The sequence below is a fragment of the Paraburkholderia sp. FT54 genome, from assembly GCF_031585635.1.
Lineage (GTDB): Bacteria > Pseudomonadota > Gammaproteobacteria > Burkholderiales > Burkholderiaceae > Paraburkholderia.
The window spans coordinates 142,445-163,953 of sequence record NZ_CP134195.1; the positions used below are offsets into that span (position 1 = coordinate 142,445).

Annotated in this window: 22 protein-coding genes; 8 read left to right on the forward strand and 14 right to left on the reverse strand. The window is 65.3% G+C overall.

Going from position 1 to position 21,509, the window contains the following annotated elements:
• Nucleotides 1-144: 144 nt before the first annotated feature.
• The 3 genes from RI103_RS00635 to flgL all read left to right on the forward strand — a co-directional run bounded on the left by RI103_RS00635 (nt 145) and on the right by flgL (nt 4,240).
• On the forward strand, nt 145-918 hold the full coding sequence (locus tag RI103_RS00635) for a flagellar regulator YcgR PilZN domain-containing protein (protein ID WP_310813580.1): 774 nt from the start codon (nt 145-147) through the stop codon (nt 916-918).
• Between the two features lie 108 nt (nt 919-1,026).
• The gene (gene flgK, locus RI103_RS00640) at nt 1,027-3,000 is read left to right on the forward strand and encodes a flagellar hook-associated protein FlgK (RefSeq protein WP_310813581.1); all 1,974 of its coding nucleotides are present in this window, start codon (nt 1,027-1,029) and stop codon (nt 2,998-3,000) included.
• A 10-nt stretch (nt 3,001-3,010) separates the two neighbouring features.
• Nucleotides 3,011-4,240: a flagellar hook-associated protein FlgL gene (gene flgL / locus RI103_RS00645; protein WP_310813582.1), complete on the forward strand. Its 1,230-nt coding sequence runs from the start codon at nt 3,011-3,013 to the stop codon at nt 4,238-4,240.
• Nucleotides 4,241-4,336: 96 nt separating this feature from the next.
• Here the strand turns inward: flgL and fliR are convergent, their stop codons facing one another.
• The 13 genes from fliR to fliF all read right to left on the reverse strand — a co-directional run bounded on the left by fliR (nt 4,337) and on the right by fliF (nt 16,556).
• Complete coding sequence (gene fliR, locus RI103_RS00650) at nt 4,337-5,119, reverse strand: flagellar biosynthetic protein FliR (RefSeq protein WP_310813583.1); 783 nt, start codon at nt 5,117-5,119, stop codon at nt 4,337-4,339.
• 37 nt (nt 5,120-5,156) lie between these two features.
• Nucleotides 5,157-5,426 carry a flagellar biosynthesis protein FliQ gene (gene fliQ / locus RI103_RS00655; protein ID WP_310813584.1) on the reverse strand — a complete coding sequence of 90 codons (270 nt, stop codon included), beginning with the start codon at nt 5,424-5,426 and terminating at the stop codon, nt 5,157-5,159.
• A gap of 51 nt (nt 5,427-5,477) precedes the next feature.
• Nucleotides 5,478-6,302, reverse strand: a complete 825-nt coding sequence (fliP, locus tag RI103_RS00660; protein WP_310813585.1) for a flagellar type III secretion system pore protein FliP — start codon at nt 6,300-6,302, stop codon at nt 5,478-5,480.
• Nucleotides 6,302-6,913: a flagellar biosynthetic protein FliO gene (gene fliO, locus RI103_RS00665; protein WP_310813586.1), complete on the reverse strand. Its 612-nt coding sequence runs from the start codon at nt 6,911-6,913 to the stop codon at nt 6,302-6,304. The genes fliP and fliO overlap by 1 nt, the downstream gene beginning before the upstream one ends.
• Complete coding sequence (fliN, locus tag RI103_RS00670) at nt 6,910-7,374, reverse strand: flagellar motor switch protein FliN (protein ID WP_310813587.1); 465 nt, start codon at nt 7,372-7,374, stop codon at nt 6,910-6,912. Before fliN ends, fliO begins: the two co-directional genes overlap by 4 nt.
• Nucleotides 7,367-8,365, reverse strand: a complete 999-nt coding sequence (gene fliM, locus RI103_RS00675; RefSeq protein WP_310813588.1) for a flagellar motor switch protein FliM — start codon at nt 8,363-8,365, stop codon at nt 7,367-7,369. Before fliM ends, fliN begins: the two co-directional genes overlap by 8 nt.
• A gap of 65 nt (nt 8,366-8,430) precedes the next feature.
• A complete protein-coding gene (fliL, locus tag RI103_RS00680) occupies nt 8,431-8,937 on the reverse strand; it encodes a flagellar basal body-associated protein FliL (protein WP_310813589.1) in 507 nt (168 codons plus the stop codon).
• A 475-nt stretch (nt 8,938-9,412) separates the two neighbouring features.
• Complete coding sequence (locus RI103_RS00685) at nt 9,413-10,939, reverse strand: flagellar hook-length control protein FliK (protein WP_310813590.1); 1,527 nt, start codon at nt 10,937-10,939, stop codon at nt 9,413-9,415.
• Between the two features lie 61 nt (nt 10,940-11,000).
• Nucleotides 11,001-11,450 carry a flagellar export protein FliJ gene (fliJ, locus tag RI103_RS00690; protein ID WP_310813591.1) on the reverse strand — a complete coding sequence of 150 codons (450 nt, stop codon included), beginning with the start codon at nt 11,448-11,450 and terminating at the stop codon, nt 11,001-11,003.
• 2 nt (nt 11,451-11,452) lie between these two features.
• Complete coding sequence (gene fliI, locus RI103_RS00695) at nt 11,453-13,102, reverse strand: flagellar protein export ATPase FliI (protein ID WP_310813592.1); 1,650 nt, start codon at nt 13,100-13,102, stop codon at nt 11,453-11,455.
• On the reverse strand, nt 13,096-13,779 hold the full coding sequence (gene fliH / locus RI103_RS00700) for a flagellar assembly protein FliH (protein ID WP_310813593.1): 684 nt from the start codon (nt 13,777-13,779) through the stop codon (nt 13,096-13,098). The genes fliI and fliH overlap by 7 nt, the downstream gene beginning before the upstream one ends.
• Entirely contained in the window at nt 13,766-14,761 is a 996-nt protein-coding gene (gene fliG, locus RI103_RS00705) for a flagellar motor switch protein FliG (protein ID WP_310813594.1), read from the reverse strand. Before fliG ends, fliH begins: the two co-directional genes overlap by 14 nt.
• A complete protein-coding gene (fliF, locus tag RI103_RS00710) occupies nt 14,751-16,556 on the reverse strand; it encodes a flagellar basal-body MS-ring/collar protein FliF (RefSeq protein ID WP_310813595.1) in 1,806 nt (601 codons plus the stop codon). The genes fliG and fliF overlap by 11 nt, the downstream gene beginning before the upstream one ends.
• Nucleotides 16,557-16,791: 235 nt before the next feature.
• On the opposite strand from fliF, the gene fliE reads away from it, so the two are divergent.
• The 5 genes from fliE to RI103_RS00735 all read left to right on the forward strand — a co-directional run bounded on the left by fliE (nt 16,792) and on the right by RI103_RS00735 (nt 20,008).
• Nucleotides 16,792-17,127, forward strand: a complete 336-nt coding sequence (gene fliE, locus RI103_RS00715) for a flagellar hook-basal body complex protein FliE (protein WP_310813596.1) — start codon at nt 16,792-16,794, stop codon at nt 17,125-17,127.
• Nucleotides 17,128-17,353: 226 nt separating this feature from the next.
• A complete protein-coding gene (fliS, locus tag RI103_RS00720; protein WP_310813597.1) occupies nt 17,354-17,788 on the forward strand; it encodes a flagellar export chaperone FliS in 435 nt (144 codons plus the stop codon).
• Entirely contained in the window at nt 17,785-18,111 is a 327-nt protein-coding gene (locus RI103_RS00725; RefSeq protein ID WP_310813598.1) for a flagellar protein FliT, read from the forward strand. The genes fliS and RI103_RS00725 overlap by 4 nt, the downstream gene beginning before the upstream one ends.
• 86 nt (nt 18,112-18,197) lie before the next feature.
• Nucleotides 18,198-19,652 (forward strand): flagellar hook-length control protein FliK, encoded by a 1,455-nt coding sequence (locus tag RI103_RS00730; protein ID WP_310813599.1) that lies wholly within the window; start codon nt 18,198-18,200, stop codon nt 19,650-19,652.
• Nucleotides 19,649-20,008 carry an EscU/YscU/HrcU family type III secretion system export apparatus switch protein gene (locus RI103_RS00735; protein ID WP_310813600.1) on the forward strand — a complete coding sequence of 120 codons (360 nt, stop codon included), beginning with the start codon at nt 19,649-19,651 and terminating at the stop codon, nt 20,006-20,008. Before RI103_RS00730 ends, RI103_RS00735 begins: the two co-directional genes overlap by 4 nt.
• 3 nt (nt 20,009-20,011) lie before the next feature.
• On the opposite strand, the gene RI103_RS00740 is transcribed toward RI103_RS00735, so the two are convergent.
• On the reverse strand, nt 20,012-21,430 hold the full coding sequence (locus tag RI103_RS00740; RefSeq protein WP_310813601.1) for a coniferyl aldehyde dehydrogenase: 1,419 nt from the start codon (nt 21,428-21,430) through the stop codon (nt 20,012-20,014).
• Between the last annotated feature and the right edge of the window lie 79 nt (nt 21,431-21,509).

The following is a 21,509-nucleotide window of genomic DNA, read 5'->3' on the forward strand; positions in this document are numbered from 1 at the left end:
TGCCGCTAATCAGTTAGACCCGATACCGGAAAGCGTTGTAATGTCTGGTTGGGATGCGCGTGCTGCGGCTTCGGTGAAGACCGCGCGAAAGCCCCGGCAGGAGCCCTGGCACGCGCCCGCAAGAACAAGCATACCGGCAAGCCCATGGATACTACCCAGTCGAACGGCCAGACCGACACACACGGCCAGCTGCACGCTCAGACCGACGAAGGCGGCAACGATTTCGGCCGTCGCAATCCGCTGGAGATCGGCGTTCAGTTGCGCAATCTCGTCAATCGCGGCGATTTCCTCACGGTTCAATACGCAGGCGGACAGCTCGTTACGCGTCTACTCGACGTCGACGTGCGCGGCCGCACCTTCACGTTCGATTGGGGCGCATTGTCCGATCAGAACAAAGGCCTGCTGGGCGCACCGCGCTGCCAGTTCCACGCGCAGCCGGACGGCGTGCGCGTGGAATTCGCCACCGGCACGCCGCGCGAGACTCGTTTCGAAGGACTGCCCGCATTCGAGGCCGACTTCCCCGAGGTGCTGTTCTACGTGCAGCGCCGCGAGTACTTCCGCGTCGATGCACCGATTCTCGATCCGTACATGTGCTCTGGCCGTTTGCCCGAAGGCGATACGTTTCGCTTCGAGGTGCACGATCTGTCGCTCGGCGGTGTCGGCATGCGCACCACGGACGAACGCGTGGCCGAATTGCCGATGGGCACGCGCCTGCTCGATTGCGAGTTGGTGCTCGGTGCGCTCGGCCGCCTCTCGCTCGATCTGCAGCTGGTGTCGCATCGCTCTACCGCGCTGCCGAACGGCACGCAGCGTTTCCAACTCGGCTTCCGTTTTCTGACGCTGCCGGGCAGCACGGAAAACACGCTGCAACGTCTGATCACGCAGCTCGAGATGAAGCGCCGTTCGCTGGTGCGCTGATGTCCGGCACGCATCGGAATGACCTCAATTTTTCGTTGTTGAGGCCGTTAAACAAGATGTTCTAGTAACGCGGCGGCATGTGTACGGTGTCGCCCTTCAGGATGACGCATGTCCAATCTCATCAATCTCGGCCTCAGTGGACTGAACGCAGCTCAGTGGGGACTCACGACGACCGGCCAGAACATCAGCAACGCGTCGACGCCAGGCTACACCATCGAAACGCCGGTGTATGCGGAAAGCGGCGGCCAGTACACGGGCTCGGGCTACCTGCCGCAAGGCGTCTCGACCACGACCGTGACGCGCCAGTACAGCCAGTATCTGACCACTGAGCTGAACAATGCGCAGTCGTCGGGCAGCGCGCTGTCGACGTACAACTCGCTGATCTCGCAACTGAACAATCTGATCGGCAGCCCGACCTCCGGGATTGCGAGCTCGATCACCAGCTATTTCACCGGCTTGCAGAACGTCTCGAACAATGCGTCGAGTCTGGCCACGCGTCAGACCGCGATGAGCGGCGCGCAGACGCTGGTGAACCAGATCAACGCCGCGGGTCAGCAATACGACGCGCTGCGCCAGAGCGTCAATACGCAGCTCACCAACACCGTTTCGCAGATCAACAGCTACTCGCAGCAAATCGCGCAGCTGAACGCTCAGATCGCCCAGGCCAGCACGCAAGGGCAACCGCCGAACCAGTTGATGGACCAGCGCGATCTCGCCGTGTCGAATCTGTCGCAACTGATCGGCGTGAACGTCGTGAACAGCAACGGCAGCTACAGCGTCTTCATGAGCAACGGCCAGCCGCTGGTGTCCTCCGCCAACAGCTACAACCTGGGCACGGCGCCTTCGACCGGCGACACCAGCGAATTGTCCGTGCAGTATCTCGGCCAGGCAGGCGCGAACCCGGCAACCCCGCCGCAGAACCTGCCCGATAGCAAGATCGACGGCGGCGCGCTCGGCGGCCTGGTCGCGTTCCGCAGCCAGACGCTCGATCCGGGCGAGGCGCAACTCGGCGCGATCGCCGTGAGCTTCTCGGCGCAGGTCAATGCGCAGAACGGGCTGGGTATTACGCTCGCTGGCGCCAAGGGTGGCGCGCTGTTCTCGGTGGGCGGCCCGACGGTCTATGCGAACACGCAGAACACCGGCAATGCGTCGCTGAACGTATCGTTCGCGAACCCCACGCAGCCGACCACCGGCGATTACACGCTGGCCTACAACGGCACCACCTACACGCTCACCGACAATTCGACCGGCAACGTGGTGGGTTCGGCGACCAATCTGAGCCAGCCGATCAACGGCCTGAATTTCTCGACCACCGGCACGATGAAACCCGGTGACTCGTTCACGGTCGAGCCGACCCGTGGCGCACTGAACAGTTTCGCGACCGCCACCACCGACGCATCGGCGATCGCCGCCGCAGCGCCGGTGCTGGGCGCCGCCGAGTCGACCAACACCGGCACCGGCACGATCACGCAAGGCACGGTGACGGCCGGCTACACCATGCCGAATTCGACCACCACGCTGTCGTACGACGGCACGGGTCTGTCGGGCTTCCCGGTCGGTTCGACGGTGACGGTGGCAGGTTCCCCTCCCACCACGTTTTCGATCACCAGCGCGACGACCGTCGTGCCGTATTCGGCCGCCACCGGTGCCACGCTGACGATCAACAACGCCACCGCCGGCCAGATGAACAACGTCTCGGTGACAATCAGCGGCGCACCGGCCGCCGGCGACAAGTTCACCATTGGCCCGAACACCGGCGCGACCAACGACGGCCGCAACGCGCTGGCGCTGTCGAACCTGTCCACCGCGAAGGTGCTCTCGGGCGGCACGGTCACGCTGACGGGCGCGTATGCGAACTACGTCAACAATGTCGGCAACCAGACCAACCAGATTCAGACCTCGAGCACGGCACAAAGCGCGCTGGTGACGCAGATCACCACCGCGCAGCAATCGGTTTCGGGCGTGAACATCAACGAAGAAGCAGCCAACCTGCTTCAGTATCAGCAGCTGTATCAGGCGAACAGCAAGGTCATCCAGACCGCGCAGACCCTGTTCCAGACGATACTCGGCATCTTCCAGTGAGGCGTTGACAATGCGCATCTCCAGCACGCAGTACTTCAACATGAACGTCGCGACGATGAGCGATCAGCAAGCTCAGTTGTCGCAGTTGTATGCCGAGATTTCGAGCGGCGTGAGCCTCTCCACGCCGTCGGACAATCCGCTCGGCGCGGCGCAGGCCGTGCAGTTGAGCTCGACGGCAACGGCCCTGTCGCAATACACGAGCAATCAGGGCACCGCGCTGGCCTCGCTGCAGCAGGAAGACTCCACGCTCGGCAGCGTCAATTCCGTGCTGCAGACCATTCATACGCTGGTGCTGCGTGCCGGCGACGGTTCGCTGAACAATAACGACCGCGGCTCGATCGCGACGCAATTGCAAAGCCTGCGCAGCCAGTTGATGACGCTCGCCAATTCGACCGACCCGCAGGGCAACTACCTGTTCGCCGGCTATCAGAGCAGCGCGCAGCCGTACACCACCAATTCGGCAGGCGTCGTGACCTATTCCGGCGACACCGGCACGCCCGTCGTGCAGATCACCGACTCACACACCGTGCAGACCGGCGACAACGGCCTTGCGATCTTCGGCAGCGTGGCGTCGATCGGCACCAGTTCCGTGCCGGCCGCAGCGAACGGCAACGGCGGCACGGGCGTGATCAGCACGGTGAGTCTGAACAATCCGACCGATCCGACCAATGCGGACACGTACACGATCAACTTCTCGTCGGCGACTACCTACACCGTGAGCCAGAAGGATCCGGCTACCGGCGTGGTGACCACGACCGGCCCGCAGGCGTTCACGGCCGGCTCGTCGATCCCGCTGGGAAACGGTGGCCAGTCGGTATCGATCTCCGGCGCGCCGAATGCGAACGACAGCTTCACGGTGACGCCGGCCACGCAAGGCAGCATGGACGTGTTCGCCAATCTGAGCCAGTTGATCACCACGCTGCAAACGCCGGTGTCGGGCGCCGCCTCGACGGCCAGCTTCCAGAGCGCGCTGACCACCAGCATGACGCAGCTCGAGAACACGATGAACAACGTCGTGACGGCACAAGCAGCCGTGGGCGGCCGCGAGCAGGAAGTGCAGGCATTGCAGACGGTCACGCAGACCAACACGCTCCAGAACACAAGTAATCTTGCGGATCTGACGCAGACGGACATGGTCAAGGTGATCGGCCAGTACACCATGACGCAGAACGCGCTGCAAGCCGCGCAGCAGGCGTTTGCGAAGATTCAGAACATCTCGCTGTTCCAGTACCTGAACTGATAGCGCACGTAGTCTGAAACGGAGAAGGGCGGAAGCCGGTGTGAACCGGCTCCGCCCTTCTTCTTTTTCATTGCACGACGTGGCGGGCGAACCTTGCTATTTAAACCCCGCCGCCACCCGCCCCATCTGATCAATCCCAACATCGAACAGCCGCGTGAAGAACGGAATCATGTTCGGGATCATCAGTTGCAGAAGCAGCATGCCGATCAGCATGGTCAGCGGGAAACCGATCTGGAACACGCCGATCTGCGGCGCGGCGCGATTCAGAATGCCGAGCGCGAGATTGGTGATGAGCAGCGCGGCGACCACCGGCAGCGACAATAGCAGTCCCGCTGAAAACACCGTGCCGCCGAAGTTCGCCAGCGTGCGCCAGCCGGGCGCGCCGAGAATGTTCGCCGACACCGGCAGCGACTGGAACGTGGCGAGCAGTGCGCTGATCATCTGCAAATGCCCGTCGATCACCAGAAACACCAGCATGGCGATGGTGTTCATGTAGCTCGCCAGCACCTGGCTCGAACTGCTTGCCTGCGAGTCGAAGAAGGTCGCAAAGCCGAGACCCATGCCGAGCCCGACGAAGTCGCCCGTCGCGCTGATCGCCCCGAACACGATCTGCATGGTGAGGCCGAGCGCGATGCCGATCAGGAACTGGTTGACGATGATCCACACGCCTTCGGCGGAAAACACCGTGACTTGCGGCAGCGTGCCGAGCGTGGGCGCGACGATGATCGTCACGAAGGCCGCGAGGCCGATCTTCACGCGCATCGGCAACGAGCGGTTGCCGAGTACCGGCGCAGCGGCGACCAGCGCGAGGATGCGCACGAACGGCCACAGGAACGCGGTGAGCCAGGCGTTCAGTTGCGCGTAGGTGACGGAAAACATCGCGGGTGGGAAGGGAAGGTGAGGACCGGCGCGCCGCTCAGTTGACGAGCGTCGGAATATTGGTGAGTGTCTGGCGCAGATAGTCGAGCATGGTTGTCAGCATCCACGGCCCGGCGATCACCATCGTGACAGCAATCGCGAGCAGTTTCGGAATGAACGACAGCGTGGTTTCGTTGATCTGCGTGGCGGCCTGAAACAGGCTGACGACCAGACCGACCACCAGCGCGACCAGCAGCAACGGCGCGGCAAGCAGCAGGCTGACATACATGGCCTGGTGCGCGAGCGTCATGACGGATTCTTGATTCATGGCGATGGGACCGGAAGCGTGAAGGGCGCGGGGCGCGGTTAAAAAGCGCGGTTAAACGAAGCTCTGTGCCAGCGAGCCGAGCAGCAGTTGCCAGCCGTCGACCAGCACGAACAGCATCAACTTGAACGGCAGCGAAATGGTCGCGGGCGACACCATCATCATACCCATCGACATCAGCACGCTCGCCACCACCATGTCGATGATGAGGAACGGGATGAAAATCGTGAAACCGATCTGGAAGCCGGTTTTCAACTCGCTCGTCACGAACGAGGGCACCAGCAACGACAGCGGCACGTCTTCCGGACCTTGCATCGGCGCGGCGTGCGAGATGCGGGCGAAGAGGGCGAGATCGCTTTCGCGGGTCTGGCGCAGCATGAACGTCTTGAACGGCGCGAGGCCGCGGTTCACTGCGGTCTCCATCGGCATGGTGCCGTCCGAAAACGGCTTGTAGCCGTCCGTGTAGGCCTTGTCGAGCACCGGCGACATCACGAACAGCGTGAGGAACAGCGCGAGCCCGACCAGCACCTGGTTAGGCGGCGTCGTGGTCGTACCGAGCGCCTGGCGCAGCAGCGAGAGCACGATGATGATGCGCGTGAAGCTGGTCATCATCAACACCATTGCCGGCAGGAACGACAGCATCGTGAGCAGCAGCATCGTCTGCACGCTCAGCGAGTAGGTCGTGCCGCCGTTCGGGCCGGGACTCGTGTTGAAGGCCGGCAAGCCGGCGGCTTGAGCGAACGACAATGTCGGCAGCGCGAGCATCAGCGCCGGCAGCGCGACGGGCGCGACGCGGCGCACGGCCGAAACGACTTTCGAGGTGGTGCCGGACATGCGAGCGGATTGCGCGCGACGCGCCGAAGATAGACTGAACTGCATTACCGAACTCCGGCGCCTTGCCCGTTGAAACGTTTGCCCACTTCGCTTTTCAGCGCGTCGCGAAAGCGTTGGCCGAAGGTGCCAGGCAGTGTCGTGCCCGTAGTTCGCGTGCTCGCCGGACCGGATTGCGTGGCGCCGAGCGGGTCGATGGCGGCCGAACCTGCGGGCATCGTGTGAAGAAGACGGACATTGCCGGGTGCCGTGCCGAGCACGAGCCACGTATCGCCGATCTCGACCACCGCGACCCGCTCCTTGCCGCCGAGCGAGGCGCCGCCGATCGTCTTCACGAGGCCGCCGCGGCTCGCCGGCTGCAAGCCGAAGCGGCGAGCGAGCCATGCGCAACCGAACACCAGACCGATCACCACCAGCAGGCCGACGATGGTTTGCAGCACGGCGCCGACGCCGAGCGCCGGAACAGCCGTTCCCGCGCCGACGGCCGAGGCGATTTTCGCGGCGTTGTTGACCGCGTTCATGTCCGCCGCGTGAGCGGCCGACGGTGCGACCAGCGCGAAGATCGACGCCAGGGCGCAGATCGGCGCCACGACATTCGCAGCCCGTGCAGCGCCAATCAGAACAGCGCGCAACACGGCGCGACCGGCAACGCGTTTCATCGATTCAACTTCCGGATACGTTCGGACGGCGTGATGATGTCGGTCAGACGGATGCCGAACTTGTCGTTCACCACCACCACTTCGCCCTGCGCGATCAGACAGCCGTTGACCAGCACGTCCATCGGTTCGCCGGCCATGCCGTCCAACTCCACCACCGAACCCTGCGCGAGTTGCAGCAGGTTGCGGATCGCGATCTTGGTGCGGCCGAGCTCGACGGTCATCTGAACGGGAATGTCCAGGATCATGTCGATGTCGTTGCGCGTCGAGGTCGGCTCGACTTTCGACAGCGGCTGGAACACGCCGGCCGTCGTTGCGCTGACTTCCGAATTGTCGTTCTGCTCGGCCAGCGCGCTGGCCCAGTCCGCCATGGCCGCGTCGTCTTCGGCAGCGGCCGCGTCGGCGGCGAATTGCGGCTCGCCAGCGGCCAGTTCGGCCTCAGTCTTTGCGTTCAGGTCACTCATATCCACCTTCCTTCATCGTTTCGGCTGCGCTGATCATCTTCTGGACCCGCAACGCATACTGACCATTGAAAATTCCGTAGCCGCACTCCATCACCGGCACGCCATCGACTTTCGCCGTGATGTGTTCGGGAATGTTGATCGGCAGAACATCGCCTTTGCGCATGTTCAGGATCTGTTCGAACGTGACCGGCACCTGCGCGAGGTCGGCGGTCAGTTCCACTTCCGCCGCCTGCACCTGCTGCGACAGCACGCGGACCCAGCGGCGGTCGACTTCGAGCGCCTCGCCCTGGATCGGCGACGAGAGAATGTCGCGGATCGGTTCGATCATCGAGTACGGCATGCAGATGTGCAGCGTGCCGCCCGTCGTGCCGAACTCGATCGAGAACTGCGTGACGATGACGATTTCGTTCGGTGTCGCCACGTTGGCGAACTGCGTATGCATTTCCGAACGCACGTATTCGAACTGCAGCGGACGCACGCTTTTCCACGAGGTCGTGTAGTTGTCGAATACCAGGTTCAGCAACTTGTTGATGATGCGCTGCTCGGTCTGCGTGAAATCGCGGCCTTCGACGCGGGTATGGAAACGCCCGTCGCCGCCGAACAGGTTATCGACCACGAAGAACACCAGGTTCGGATCGAACACGAACAGCGAGGTGCCGCGCAACGGCTTCACGTGGACCAGGTTCAGGTTGGTCGGGATCGGCAGGTTGCGGGTGAATTCGCTGTACTTCTGCACCTTCACCGGACCGACGGAGATTTCCGCCGAGCGCCGCATGAAGTTGAAAATACCGACGCGCAACAGGCGCGCGAACCGGTCGTTGATGATTTCCAGGCCGGGCATCCGGCCGCGGACGATGCGTTCCTGCGTCGCGATGTTGTAGGGCCGTACGCCCGCACGCTCGCTTTGCTCGGCTTCTGAGTCTGTTTCGCCGGTTACGCCCTTGAGGAGGGCATCGACCTCCTCCTGGGACATGAACTCTTCGTGGCCCATTCCTTATTCCTCGTGCGTCCCGTGGCGGTTGATGATGGCAGCGCTGATTAACGTCAAGACCGAGGTCACTGCACGACGAATTCGGTGAACAGCACGTCCTGGACCTGGATCGGCGCGGCGCCCTTGTCGGTCGGCTGCTCGATCAGCGTGCGCAGTTCCGTGGCGAGCGCGCGCTTGCCTTCGAGCGGCGCCAGGTCGTCGGGGTGCTTGTTCGAGAGTGCGAGCAGGATGCGGCTGCGCACTTCGGGCATATGGTCGGCTAGCTCCTGCTGGGTCTTTGCGTCGCTGAGCTTGAGTGTCAGGCCGATGCGCAGGAAATGCTGTTGACCGTCGTCCGATTGCAGGTTGACGGTCATCGATTCGAGCGGGAAGAACAGCGGCACGGCGAGGGGCGCTGGCGCGCTGGCGGTTTCAGCCGACGCGGCCGCGGGGGCACGCTTGGACATGAAGAACCACACGCCCGCGCCGGCTGCGGCCGCGGCAATGATCGCTATGAGGACGATCAGGATGATGCGCTTCATCGGGCCCGGGGAGGCGGGCGCGGCTTGCTGGGGTGCGGTCGTGGTTGCCATGAGGTTTGCTTTGCTTGCCTTTAGTGCTGGTGATGGTGATTGTTGTTGATTTGCCTGCGGCGCGATGGGTCGAAAAGAAGGGGGATTGCGGGCTATCTCTTGTTTTTGGGGTTTTGTTGGCCTTTCCTTGAGATCGCTGTGGTCTATTGGCGTTGCCCCTGTGCGGGGCGGCACCTACTTTCTTTGCTGCGGCAAAGAAAGTAGGCAAAGAAAGCCGCTTCACACCGCCAGCCTCCAAGCGGACCCCTCGCGCAGTCGCGTTAGTGGCACATCTGGAATCCGTGTTCTCGCACACTCCGCGTGAGTGACAAGGCCGTCATTCTTCCGGCGGCGCTGCGCGCGCCGTTGCGGTACTTCATTCGACCGCTGGACGCAAATCGGCGCCCTCTGGAGGGCGCCGATGACCAGCTATCTGCAAATCAAGTTCGGTTGATGCCCTGGCGCGCGGCGAACGCCTGCGCTCAAGGCATCGACGTCACGCGAATGTGTCGACCAGGCCCACCGTGCGACGCACCGGGACATTGACCGCCGTGTCGATCGAATCTGTGCCGCTGCCGCCACCATACGATCCGCTCGCGCCGTTCGAGTGGGCGCCGGAACGGCCAGAGTCAGCGCTCTGCTGTTGGCTGCCATGACGCGCAAAGCCGTCGCTCACACTCGCGCTCCCCAAGCCGATGCCGTTCGATTCCATCGCTTCGCGGAGCTTCGGCAACGCGGCCTCGACGGCTTCGCGCACGGACTGGTGCTGCGAAACGAACAACGCATGTGCATGGTTATCGGCAACCTGCAAGACAACCTGTAGCGGCCCCAGATCCTTCGGGTTCAAGGTCAGCTCGGCACTCTGCGAATGCGCGTTCGACAGGAACACCACCTTCTGGCTCAACGCGTCCTCCCAGTCAGTCGTGCCGACCTGCGGTGACAACGCGTTCGCGGCTTGCGCCGCGCCAGCGTTGCCGGTGGTCTGGACGGCGGCCGTCGTGCTCGCGGCGCTCGCCGCGGCCTGCGAAGCGGCGAGCGCCGCTGTGGCCGCGTCGGCGGCAACCTTGAACGAGGCCAGGTCGTCGGGTTGAGCGCCTGTGGCTGCCGTTGCCGTCAACGCATCGGCCGCCGCTTTTGCCGCAGCAGATGGCTCGGCCGCGGTCGTCGCCGTCGTCGTCATGGCGGTTTTCGATGCCGTCGATCCCTTGCCGTCGCCGAACAGCCCGGTCGCCAAGGTCTTGCCGTCCGCGGTGCCATTCAGTCCGGCGTTCTTACCAGCCAAGCCGTTTGCCGAGGTCGCCGCGTTCGCTGCCGCGCCGGTCGACAGCGCTTGTGCCGGAACGCCCTGGCCGTTCGCCAACGCGGCCAGCGCCGCTTGCAGTGCGTCTTGCAGTGACTTCGGATCCGTGGCGGTGGTTTTTTTTCCCGGCGTGCCGCCGGTCGTGGTGTCCGTGGCCGTGGTCGTGCCGGGCAGCGCGATCGCGGCGGCGGTCAACGCCGTGGCAGGGTCGGCGGTTGCAGGCGTGGCGGCGTTGTTCGCATCGGCTTGAGCTTGCGCCTGTGCCTGCGCCTGAGCGGCAGCGGCAGCCGCCGCCGCAGTACCCGCGTCGGTCTGGTTCGCGTTATTGCCGGTCTTCGCCGGCGTGGCGCTTGCCTGGTCGCTCGAAGCCTGCTGCGTATTGTTCGACGCAGCCGTAGTCGACGTTGAGCTCGTTGGCTTGCTGCTGCTCGTGTCGTCCGCGCTTTTCGTGGCCGGATCAGCCGGCGGCGGAGCGTCGTGCACGCTCGACGAAGGCGCCGATCCAGACGAGGACGGCGATCCGGAAGAAGCCGCCGATCCGGAAGAGGACGCCGAAGTCTGCTGCTGACTCGCGCTCTGCGCAGCCGCGCTGTTCTGCTGGTCGATGCTCTGCTGAAGGGTTTGCGAGAACGGTATGGCGTTCGCCGCCGCGGCCATGGCCGCGCTGGCTGACGTGCTGCTGGCGGAGCCGAGCAGCGAGCCGATCTGTGAAAGAGGCGACATAGGGAATCCTGTCAATCGGTCAAACGGTGTTCAGTCTGTCAAAGGCGCCGCTCATTGCACCTCACACGCCTTCGGCGCGCATCCTCAGAATTCGGGCGGCGTGTTCGTCGGCGTCGCGCTGATCGCGCCGCGCCGTGGTCCTGGCTTCGGCTGCTTCGCCGCGCGCCTGCAGCACTTCGTACGAGCCGAGCTTCTGCTTCTGACGCTGCCAGTCAGGCTTGGCGGCCTCGACGCGCGCATTCGCCGTCGCCAGCAGGTTGCGCTGCTGTTCGATGGCGGCGTCGAGCGTGTCGATGAACGCCTGAAAATTGCGCATGTTGCCCGCAGGCATGCCGGTCTGGGCAGTCGCGGTGAAGCGCGCGTGATATTCGTCGCGGTACTGAATGAGGGCGTCGAGCTGCGATTGCACGTCGTTGCGCTCGCGCTGCGCGCGGCCCAGACGTTGCGCGGCGGCGTCCACATCGTCCTGGGCGAGGCCGATGAGGGTCTTGATCGGAAAGTGTTTCGCCATCGTCAGCCTCCTTGGGCAAACAGCGCGTCCAGCATCGCGAGACTCGGTTCAAAGTTCGCGCACTCGCGAAAACCTTGCTGCAAAAATGCTTCCATCCGCGGATACAGCGCGATGGCCCGGTCGAGCAGCGCGTCGCGTCCGCTCGAATACGCGCCGACGTTGATCAGATCGCGGTTGCGCTGATAGCGCGACAGCATCTGCTTGAACATACGCGTCTTGTCCAGATGGTTATCGTCGATCAGCGCGGTCATTGCCCGGCTAATCGACGCTTCGATGTCGATCGCCGGATAGTGGCCGGCTTCAGCCAGTGAGCGCGACAGCACGATGTGGCCGTCCAGAATTGCCCGCGCGGAGTCGGCGATCGGATCCTGCTGGTCGTCGCCTTCAGTCAGCACGGTGTAGAAGGCGGTGATCGACCCGCCGCCCGCCGGCCCGTTGCCGGTCCGCTCGACGAGCGCCGGCAGCTTGGCGAACACCGAAGGCGGATAGCCCTTGGTGGCGGGCGGTTCGCCCACCGCCAGCGCGATCTCGCGCTGCGCCATCGCATAACGCGTCAGCGAGTCCATCAGCAGCAGCACGTGCTTGCCCTGGTCGCGGAAATATTCAGCGAGCGATGTCGAATACGATGCGGCCTGCATGCGTAGCAGCGGCGAGACGTCGGCCGGCGCGGCGATCACGACGGAGCGCGCCAGGCCTTCCTCACCGAGAATCTGCTCGATGAATTCCTTCACTTCGCGGCCGCGTTCGCCGATCAGGCCGATCACGATCACTTCGGCGCTGGTGTAGCGCGCCATCGTGCCGAGCAGCACCGATTTGCCGACGCCCGAACCGGCGAACAGGCCCATGCGCTGGCCGCGGCCGACGGTCAGGAGGGCGTTGATCGCACGCACGCCGACGTCGAGCACCTTGTGAATCGGTTCGCGGTGCAGCGGATTGATGACCGGCGAGGACAGCGGCGCGTCGGCATGCGCGCCGAGCGGACCGAGGCCATCCAGCGGACGGCCGGAGGCGTCCAGCACACGGCCGAGCAATTCCCAACCGACCGGCAGACGCTTGGCGCCCGCCATCGGATCGGCGATCGGCGCGCTTTCGAGCGGAAAGACGCGCGCGCCGGGCAGCAAGCCGATCACTTCGGTGGTCGGCATCAGAAACAGTTTGTCGCCGGAGAAGCCGACGACTTCGGCTTCAGCCATCGAAAGCGAACTGCCTTGCGGCAGTTCGATCATCACTTCGGCGCCCACGGAGAGACGCAGGCCCACGGCTTCGAGCACCAGACCGGCCGCGCGCGTCAAACGTCCGCAGGCGCGCATCGGCTTGGCGATCGCATTGCGCGCGCGCAGTGCGTCGAGGCGGCCGCGCCACGCTTGCACGTGCGGGTTGCTGTCGAGCGCGGGATCGTGCGGCGGGTACGCGATCGCGGCGGAAGCAGGGCTCGCGGCAGCGGCGACGCGGCTCGCGGCGGCGCCCGTCCCCGGATGGGCATGCGCCGGATCCCGCAAGGCGGCTTCGATGGCCGCGACTGCGGCCGCAGCGGGCGTCACCGCAGCCGGTTCTTCCGCGAGCGCCTCGGCACCGAACGACGCCAGCGCCAGTTCGCGCTCGAGCGGCGTCAGGTCGCTTGCGCGGATCTCTTCGAGCGTCGGCTTCACCATGTGCTCACCTTGCCGAGGGCGGCAGCCACACGCTCCCAGCGCGTGTCGATGCCGGCGTCCACTTCGCCGGTGTTGGCTTGCGCGCGGCAGCCGCCGCGCTCCACCGCCGGATCGGTGCGCACGGTCCAGCCGCGCGTTTGCAGTTCTTCCATCAGATAGGCTTCGACCACCGGCAGATCGGCAGGACTGACGATCAAAGCCGGCGCGCCGACCAGCGTGGGCTCGGCGGCCAGCACCTCACGCGCGGCGGCGATCAGCGCGGTCGGATCGTGCTGCACGTGCTGGCGCACCACCTGTTGCGCGATGTCGAGCGCGAGCGCGACCAGCGTCTCGGAGATCGCGCCTTGAGCGCCGTCGAGCGCGGCCTTGAAGGTTTCGGCCAGCGCGGCGAGCCGTGCGGCTTCTTCGCGTGCTTCGCTCTGGCCTTGCTCGAAACCCTGCGCGTGACCCTGGTCGTAACCGGCCTGGTAGCCGAGCGCCTGACCGGCCACGTGGCCCGAGGCGATGCCCTGTGCATGCGCGGCGTCGCGCAGGCGTTCGAGTTCGGCTTCGAACGCGCCGTCGTCGATTTCGGGCTCGGGCGGTGCGGGCGGCACCGGATCGAACGAGGCCATCTCCCAGCGCTGGTAGGCCGAGAGGCGTTCCTTCGCTGCGGAGTTCTGATCAGACATACGCATCTTCGGCCTTGCCGCCTAGAACGATCTGGCCGCCTTCGGCCAGGTTGCGCACGATCTGCAGGATGCGGCGCTGCTGCGTCTCGACTTCGGAGACGCGCACCGGACCGCGCGCGTCGAGGTCTTCGGCGAGCAGTTCGGCGGCACGCTGCGACATGTTCGACAGGAACTTCTGGCGCAGCGCGGGCGGCGCGCCCTTCAGCGAGATGATCAACGCCTCGGACTCGACTTCCTTCAGCAGCAACTGGATCGCGCGGTCTTCCAGATCGAGCAGGTTCTCGAACACAAACATCTGGTCAATGATTTTCTGCGCGAGTTCCGCGTCGTACTGGCGAACGTTCTCGATGACGCCTTCTTCATGGTTGCTCGACATGAAGTTGAGAATTTCCGCCGCCGTGCGGATGCCGCCCATCGGGCTGCGCTTGAGGTTGTCGCTGCCGGACAGCAGGCCGGTCAGCACGTCGTCGAGTTCGCGCAGCGCGCCCGGCTGGATGCCGTCGAGCGTCGCGATCCGCAGCAGCACGTCGTTGCGCAGCCGTTCCGTGAAGCAGGCGACGATTTCCGACGCCTGATCGCGGTCCAGGTGCACGAGGATGGTCGCGATGATCTGCGGGTGCTCGTTCTTGATGAGTTCGGCGACCGCCGCGGAGTCCATCCACTTCAGGCCTTCGATACCGCTGGTGTCGCTGCCTTGCAGAATCCGGTCGATGATCGCGCCGGCCTTGTCGTCGCCGAGCGCCTTGGTCAGCACCGAACGGATGTACTCGTTCGAATCCAGCGACATGCCGGTGTGCTGCTCGGCCTCGCGCACGAACTCCTGCAGGACTTCGTCGACCTGCTCGCGGGTCACGTTCTTCAGTGCGGCCATCGCGACGCCGATCTTCTGGACTTCACGCGGCCCGAGGAACTTGAACACCTGCGCGGCTTCTTCCTCGCCGATCGACATCAGCAGGAGCGCGCTCTTCATTACGCCTTCAGCGCTCATCGGACACCCAATTTTTCACGACGGTTGCAACGATCTTCGGATCCTGGCGCGCGATGTTGCGCGCGAATTCCAGGTTCCGCTCATATTTGTGCTTGGCGTTTTCGAGGGCGAGCAGTTCGCTGTCGCTTTCCAGTTCGGCGACCGTACTGCCATTCGCGCCAGCGCGCTCGGCGGCGGGGATGCCGTCCAGCAGGATTGGCTCGTCCGGCGACGGCAGCGCCGCGGCGGCAACCGGCTCAGGCGGCGGGAAAGCGCGGCGCAGCGCCGGCTTCACCATCACGAAGTAGAGGAACAGGGCCACCGCGCCGATGCCGAGGTAAGTCGCGATCTGCTTGGCGAGCGCGATCATATCCGGCGTGCGCCACCACGGCAGGTCGGCGTTCGGGTCGACCTCGGTGGTGAACGGGCTGTTGACCACGTTGACCGAGTCGCCGCGCGCCTGATCGAAGCCCATTGCGTCTTTCACCAGCTGGTTGACCTGCGCGAGCTTGTCGGCGGTGACCGGCTGCATGCTCGCGTGACCCCTGGCGTCGACTACCCGCATGTAGTTCACCACCACCGCCACCGACAGACGCTTGATGCCGCCCATCGGCTGTTCGAGATGGCGCACGGTCTTGTCGAGTTCGTAGTTGGTGGTCGAGTCCTTGCGGTCGCTGACCGGCGTGGTCGTCGCGCCGCTCGCGCCGTTCGGCGCGTTGATCGGCGCGGAAGCCGGCTGCGGCGGCTGGTTCGACAGCGCGCCCGGCACGCCCGAGGCGCCGCCTTGCGACATTTCGGTGGCGGTGCTCGATTGCTGGCTGCGGATCGCCGCCTGTTGCGGGTTGCCGTTCGGGCCGTAGTTTTCCGAGGTTTGCTCGCTATGCGAGAAGTCGATGTCGGCGCTGACCTGCGAATGCGCGTTGCCCGAGCCGAACAGCGGCGCGAGGATGGCGTCGATGCGCTGCTGGGTGCTGCGCTCGATCTGCTGGCGGTACTTCAGTTGCGAGGCGTCGAGTCCGCTGCCGGTGGACGGCTGCGTCAGCAGATTGCCGTCCTGATCGAGAATGGTCACGCCCTTCACCGGCATATCCGGCACCGCCGACGACACCATATGAGTGATCGCCAGCACCTGGCCTTCGTCGAGCGCGCGGCCCGGATAGAGGTTGACCAGCACAGAGGCGGACGGCGCTTCCTTGTCGCGCACGAATACGGAAGGCTTGGGAATCGCCAGATGCACGCGCGCCGACTTCACCGACGAAATCGATTCGACCGTGCGCTCCAGTTCGCCTTCCAGCGCGCGCTGATAGTTGATCTGCTCGGCGAACTGGCTGATGCCGAACTTCTGGTTGTCCATCAGTTCGAAGCCGACCGAGCCGCTCTTGGGCAAGCCCTGCGATGCGAGGCGCAGACGCATTTCATGCACCTGTTCTGCCGGCACGAGGATCGCGCCGCCGGCGTCGGAAAACTTATAGGGGATGTTGGCTGCCTGGAGCGCGGTAATGATGGCACCGCCGTCGCGGTCCGACAGGTTGCTGTAGAGCACCTTGTAGTCCGGCGCCCGCGACCACAGGAACAGCCCCGCCACCACGGCGACCAGCAGCGCGACCGCGAAAATCAGCGGGGCGCGCGGATTGCCGCGCATTTGCGCGAGGCCTGACAGGCGTTGACCGAAGTTGCCACCGAGGTTGCCCCCCAGGCCGCCCAGGTCTGCTGCGCCGCCGGCCTGGCCGACACCGGCCGCACCGGCGCCGGGCTGCGCGCCGGCGAGGCCCATGCGGGCGTCGGGGTTGATCAAAGAGTTGGCTGACGAATCCATGCGTCGGGTTTCTCCGGGATGCCTTTTGCGTTCTGCCCGCTACCGCACCGAGGGTCGGCGGGCGCACGGACAGAGACTTTCACCCTTGAAATTATCCGCAGCGCCGCTCAACCCGATTGCTTGAATAGAGCCGGGTTTCCCCCCTAGTTTCGGGGCTTTCCCGGATGGCCCGCTGCTATGCTTTCGTCCAGATCGGTACGGTTTGGCATGCCGGTCGTCCTTCCCTGGAGAAAACATGACTTTCCCCGTGAACGCGCTTTCGTCGGCGCTGCAACAGATGCAGTCGATGGCGGCGCAAGCGGCCGGCGGCAGCAATGCGGTCGCCGACACGTCCGGCGCGGCGACGCCCACCGGTTTTGCCTCGGCGCTCAAAGCTTCGCTGGACAAGATCAGCGGCGATCAGACCAAGGCGGCCGGCGAATCGCAGGCGTTCGAACTCGGCTCGTCGAACGTGTCGCTGAACGACGTGATGGTCGATATGCAGAAGGCCAACGTGGGCTTCCAGTTCGGCCTGCAAGTGCGCAACAAGCTGGTGTCCGCCTACAACGACATCATGCAGATGTCGGTGTAAACGCGCCTCGGGCGGCCAGGCTGTCCCGCCCGCCCGAACGCGTGTATGCCGTGTGGCGCTCGTGGGTCGCGTGGCTCGCGCCATCCGGCCCGTCAATCTTCCTTACACCGGCCTAAAGCTTTCCCGCGGCCTATCCGATAACCAGGTACGGGCAGAGATTGGGGTGCGGCAGCGTGCCCGGATGAGGTGCCACGACCAACCGCAGTGCAAGAGAGGAGGAGCGCCGATGTTTTCCCCAGGACACTCTGGAGCCAATGCGTACGCACGCGTCGGCGTCGAGACAGGGGTGATGGGCGCGAGTCCGCATCGTCTGATCGTGATGTTGTATCAGGGCGCCCGGCAGGCGATCGCGCAGGCGCGCATGCATGTGCAGCAAGGCAATGTGCCGGCTCGCGGAGAAGCGATCGGCAAGGCGATTCAGATCGTCGAAAGCGGACTGCAGCAGTCGCTCAATCTGGAGGCGGGCGGCGAGATTGCGGAGCGGTTGAACGCGCTATATAGCTATATGGCGCGCCGGCTGCTCGAAGCCAATATAAAACAGAGCGAGGCGATGCTGGTCGAGGTGGATGGTCTTCTGGCCACACTCGAAGAGGCGTGGATCGGGATTGCCCCGGAGATCGCGCGGATGGCAGCCCAGCCCGCCGCGGAAAGCATGAGATGACATCGAACGCAGAATACTTTGCCCGTTATGAGGCGATTGCAGCGATTTCCTGCCGCATGCTGATGGCTGCCCGGCGCGCACTGTGGAACGATCTGCTCCACTTGCAGGAGGAATACCGCGATCTGGTGGACGGGTTGAGAGACGCCGAAACGGGGGTGAAGCTCGACGAGTCGGAGCGTCTGCGCAAATATGCGCTGATCCGCCAGATCCTCGCCGACGACGCCGCGATCCGCGATCTGGCGAATCCGCGCATGGCCAATCTGTCCGCGCTGTTTGCCGGACGGCCGACGCGCGTGCTCAAGGAGCTGTACGGGGCGCGCTGAGTTTTGCCGCGCGTGCGCCCGCGCCTCTCTATGTCCGGCTGACTGACTCTGTTTGAGCGCGCCGGCAATGTGACCAAGGAATCGGCATGAACGGAATCGACACGGCCGTCGCTTCGGTGCTCGCGAGCCGGATCGACAGTCTGCTCAATATCGCGCCCGGCAGTGCGGCCGCGTCGCAGGCCGGCACGGCGGGCGTCGAAACCGCGCCGACCATGCCGGCGCTCATTGAGACGCCCGCGCCTCAGCCTTCCGCCCAGACCGCACTGTCTGCTGTCGCGCTGGCGCTCAATGCGATCGTGCGCTCGGGCGGCGAGGCGACGCCCGCGGTGCTCGGCCAGACGCCGATCTGGCCGGCCGCGCCGGCGCTCGATGTCGAATTCGGCGCGTCACCGCTACTCGATACGGCTGGGGCGCCGACAGCTTCCACTGCTCCCAGCGCCAATCCGAATGCCGCCGCGACCACGGCCACCGCCAATGTGGCGGCCACTCAGGTGCCGGTCGCGGCGCTCGCGGCCGCGCTCGAACGGACCGTCGGCGACAGCGGCCTCTTTTACGAAGCCCATCTCGCGCAATGGCTGGCGGGCCAGCGTGCGCCCGCTTCGCTCGCCGGCGAAGCGCAAAACAAACTGGTGGCCGCAGCCGCGCAGGTGCCGCTCGACTGGGCCAATGACGCCGGCGAGGCGCCTCCCGCCAATTCGGCCGCCCGTCAAGGTACGGGTGCGGCGCCGAATGGATCATCGAACGGCGGCGCGCCGGACTCAGGTGCCGCCGCTCGCGCAACGCCCTCGATTCCTAACGCGCAAGCCGCGCGTTTCGTGGCCGGCGAAGTGCTGGCCAGTTCGCTGTCCGATCTGAACGGCCAGCCCGCGCGCGCGAGCCCGCACAGCGCGGCGGCGCAAACCGTCGACGGCGGCGCCTCGCAGAATTCGCAGTCGATGGCAGCCACGGTTCATCCCGCGACCGCGCCTCTCGTGCGCCAGCAACTCGATCTGCTGGCGACCGGGCAGTTCCGCTGGACTGGCGAAGCGTGGCCGGGTGCCAAACTCGACTGGACCATCGAACAGGAAGGCGACGAATGGGACCGCAGCGGCGGCGGCACCGCGAGCGAGGACGACCAGCCGTGGCGTACCCGTTTGACGCTGTCGCTGCCGACGCTCGGCACCGTCGATGCGGAATTGACGCTCACCGGCACGCGGCTCGTCGCGCGCGTGCAGGCGAGTCCCGGCGGCGCCGCGCGCCTCGCCATGCAGGGCGAGAGCTTCCGTCAGCGGCTCGCGGCGGCCGGTATCCAATTGAATGGCTTGACGATTCGCGAGATCGGCGGGGGCGCGCCGGCCACCGGCGCGCATGCCGCGGGTTCTGCGGCGGCTGCTCAGGCGGCGGCGTCGGCCTATGCACGGTCGGCTTCGGCGACCAGTTCGGCGGATGCGGGCAGTGCGGCCGGTTCGGCAGCGAACCGAACCGCGGGCGGGCGTCGCACGGCGCGCACCAGCCGCACCGAAGCCGCGCCGCTCGACGACTTCGATTGGGACATGTCATGAGCCGCAAACACCGCCGCAGCGCGGCCGCGCTCGTCTACGACGCCCAAAGCGGCGATGCCGCGCCGCGCGTGATCGCCAAGGGCTACGGCATGCTGGCCGAGATGATCGTGCAACGCGCCAAGGAAGCCGGCCTGTATGTGCACGAGGCGCCCGAAATGGTCTCCCTGCTGATGCAGGTGGATCTCGACGCGCGGATTCCGCCGCAGCTTTACCAGGCGGTAGCAGAAATGCTCGCGTGGCTGCATCGGCTGGAAAGCGGCGCGGAGAATGAGCCGGCGCACGGCGCGAATGCCGGCGCGCAGGACGTCATCGACGTGGTGGCCACCGAAATCGACGGCGGCTCGGCAGCGCGCTGAGCGTCAAAACCGCATCATCAGCTTCAGCAGCGCGTTCACCCGTTTGCCGTACGGCGGCGAAATCCATCCGCGGGCGTTCAGACGCGCCTGCGTCAGCACCGGCTTCATCTTCGAGAACGTCACGAAGCCTTCGTAGCCGTGATATGCACCCATTCCGCTCGCCCCGACGCCGCCGAACGGCAGGCTTTCGCACGCCAGATGCATCAGCGTCTCATTGATCGCCATGCCGCCGGCGATGGTTTCGTGCGTCACGCGGGCAATCGTGGCGGCGTCGTCGGCGTAGAGATACAGCGCGAGCGGACGCGGCCGGGCGTTGATCCAGGCGATCGCGTCATCGAGCGTGTCGTAGGGCACGACCGGCAGCAGCGGCCCGAAGATTTCCTCCTGCATCAACGCGCATTCGTCCGGCGCGTTGGTGACGGCGATCAGCGGATAGCGGCGGCTCGTCGCATCGGGCGAAGTGTCGGTGAGCGCATGCAGTTGCGCGCCGGCGGCCTGTGCTTCGTCGGCGAGACGCTCCAGCCGCGCGAAGTGGCGCTCTGAAATGATCGAGGTGTAATCCGGATTGCTGGCGAAATTCGGATACATCTTCGCCATCCGCGCGCGCGCCCGCTCGACGAACGCCTGCTCCTTGCCGCGCGGCACCAGCACGTAGTCCGGCGCGACGCAGGTTTGCCCCGCATTGAGCGTCTTGCCGGCGACGAGGTTGTCCACCGCGTTGTCGAAGCGCGCGTGCGCGCCGATGATGGCCGGCGACTTGCCGCCCAGTTCGAGCGTGACCGGCGTCAGATGCTCGGCGGCGGCGCGCATCACTTCGTGGCCGACTTTGGTCGAGCCGGTGAACAGCAGATGGTCGAAGGGCTGCGCACTGAACGCGGCGGCTAGCGCGGCGTCGCCGTTCACCACCGCGACGTGATCGCGCGCGAAGGTCTGGCCGATCAACTGCTCGAACAGCGCCGAAGTGCGCGGCGTCAGTTCGGACATCTTGATGATCGCGCGATTGCCGGCGGTCAACGCGCTGACGAGCGGCCCGACGGCGAGCAGCACCGGATAATTCCACGGCACGATGATGCCGACCACGCCGAGCGGCTGCGGCACGACTTTCGCGCGCGCCGGCAGCAGCCATTTGTTGGTGCTGCGGCGCTGCGCTTTCATCCAGCGCTTGCCGTGCCGCAGCGCGCCGTCGATTTCCTCCTTCACCAGCAGGAATTCGGCGAGCAGCACTTCCTGTTTCGCGCGATTGCCGAAGTCGGCGTTCATCGCGTCGGCGAGCGCGTCGCGATTGTCGAGCATGACTTTGCGCAGCGCTTTCAGATGCGCGGCGCGCGTCTCCCATGAGGGATACGGCGCGCGCAGATAAGCGTGGCGTTGCTCGCGCAGCAGCGCTTCGAGTGCGGCGACCTCCGGCAGATCGTTTTTCATGTGTGTCCACTTCCTGGTCAATATCGTTGCGCGTCGAGTCGCGCTTTTATTGGATGTGCGGGTACTGCGTCGCGGCGTG

What these genes read in the sequence shown, in the direction of transcription:
- RI103_RS00730 (WP_310813599.1), top strand. Translation starts at nt 18,198, where the DNA reads ATGAACGGAATCGACACGGCCGTCGCTTCGGTGCTCGCGAGCCGGATC.
- RI103_RS00685 (WP_310813590.1), bottom strand. Translation starts at nt 10,939, where the DNA reads ATGTCGCCTCTTTCACAGATCGGCTCGCTGCTCGGCTCCGCCAGCAGC.
- fliI (WP_310813592.1), bottom strand. Translation starts at nt 13,102, where the DNA reads ATGGTGAAGCCGACGCTCGAAGAGATCCGCGCAAGCGACCTGACGCCG.
- fliN (WP_310813587.1), bottom strand. Translation starts at nt 7,374, where the DNA reads ATGAGTGACCTGAACGCAAAGACTGAGGCCGAACTGGCCGCTGGCGAG.
- fliR (WP_310813583.1), bottom strand. Translation starts at nt 5,119, where the DNA reads ATGTTTTCCGTCACCTACGCGCAACTGAACGCCTGGCTCACCGCGTTC.
- RI103_RS00635 (WP_310813580.1), top strand. Translation starts at nt 145, where the DNA reads ATGGATACTACCCAGTCGAACGGCCAGACCGACACACACGGCCAGCTG.
- fliM (WP_310813588.1), bottom strand. Translation starts at nt 8,365, where the DNA reads ATGGGCCACGAAGAGTTCATGTCCCAGGAGGAGGTCGATGCCCTCCTC.
- fliO (WP_310813586.1), bottom strand. Translation starts at nt 6,913, where the DNA reads ATGAAACGCGTTGCCGGTCGCGCCGTGTTGCGCGCTGTTCTGATTGGC.
- fliS (WP_310813597.1), top strand. Translation starts at nt 17,354, where the DNA reads ATGTTTTCCCCAGGACACTCTGGAGCCAATGCGTACGCACGCGTCGGC.
- fliE (WP_310813596.1), top strand. Translation starts at nt 16,792, where the DNA reads ATGACTTTCCCCGTGAACGCGCTTTCGTCGGCGCTGCAACAGATGCAG.
- fliP (WP_310813585.1), bottom strand. Translation starts at nt 6,302, where the DNA reads ATGCAGTTCAGTCTATCTTCGGCGCGTCGCGCGCAATCCGCTCGCATG.
- fliJ (WP_310813591.1), bottom strand. Translation starts at nt 11,450, where the DNA reads ATGGCGAAACACTTTCCGATCAAGACCCTCATCGGCCTCGCCCAGGAC.
- fliF (WP_310813595.1), bottom strand. Translation starts at nt 16,556, where the DNA reads ATGGATTCGTCAGCCAACTCTTTGATCAACCCCGACGCCCGCATGGGC.
- flgL (WP_310813582.1), top strand. Translation starts at nt 3,011, where the DNA reads ATGCGCATCTCCAGCACGCAGTACTTCAACATGAACGTCGCGACGATG.
- flgK (WP_310813581.1), top strand. Translation starts at nt 1,027, where the DNA reads ATGTCCAATCTCATCAATCTCGGCCTCAGTGGACTGAACGCAGCTCAG.
- RI103_RS00740 (WP_310813601.1), bottom strand. Translation starts at nt 21,430, where the DNA reads ATGAAAAACGATCTGCCGGAGGTCGCCGCACTCGAAGCGCTGCTGCGC.
- fliG (WP_310813594.1), bottom strand. Translation starts at nt 14,761, where the DNA reads ATGAGCGCTGAAGGCGTAATGAAGAGCGCGCTCCTGCTGATGTCGATC.
- fliH (WP_310813593.1), bottom strand. Translation starts at nt 13,779, where the DNA reads ATGCGTATGTCTGATCAGAACTCCGCAGCGAAGGAACGCCTCTCGGCC.
- fliQ (WP_310813584.1), bottom strand. Translation starts at nt 5,426, where the DNA reads ATGAATCAAGAATCCGTCATGACGCTCGCGCACCAGGCCATGTATGTC.
- RI103_RS00725 (WP_310813598.1), top strand. Translation starts at nt 17,785, where the DNA reads ATGACATCGAACGCAGAATACTTTGCCCGTTATGAGGCGATTGCAGCG.
- RI103_RS00735 (WP_310813600.1), top strand. Translation starts at nt 19,649, where the DNA reads ATGAGCCGCAAACACCGCCGCAGCGCGGCCGCGCTCGTCTACGACGCC.
- fliL (WP_310813589.1), bottom strand. Translation starts at nt 8,937, where the DNA reads ATGGCAACCACGACCGCACCCCAGCAAGCCGCGCCCGCCTCCCCGGGC.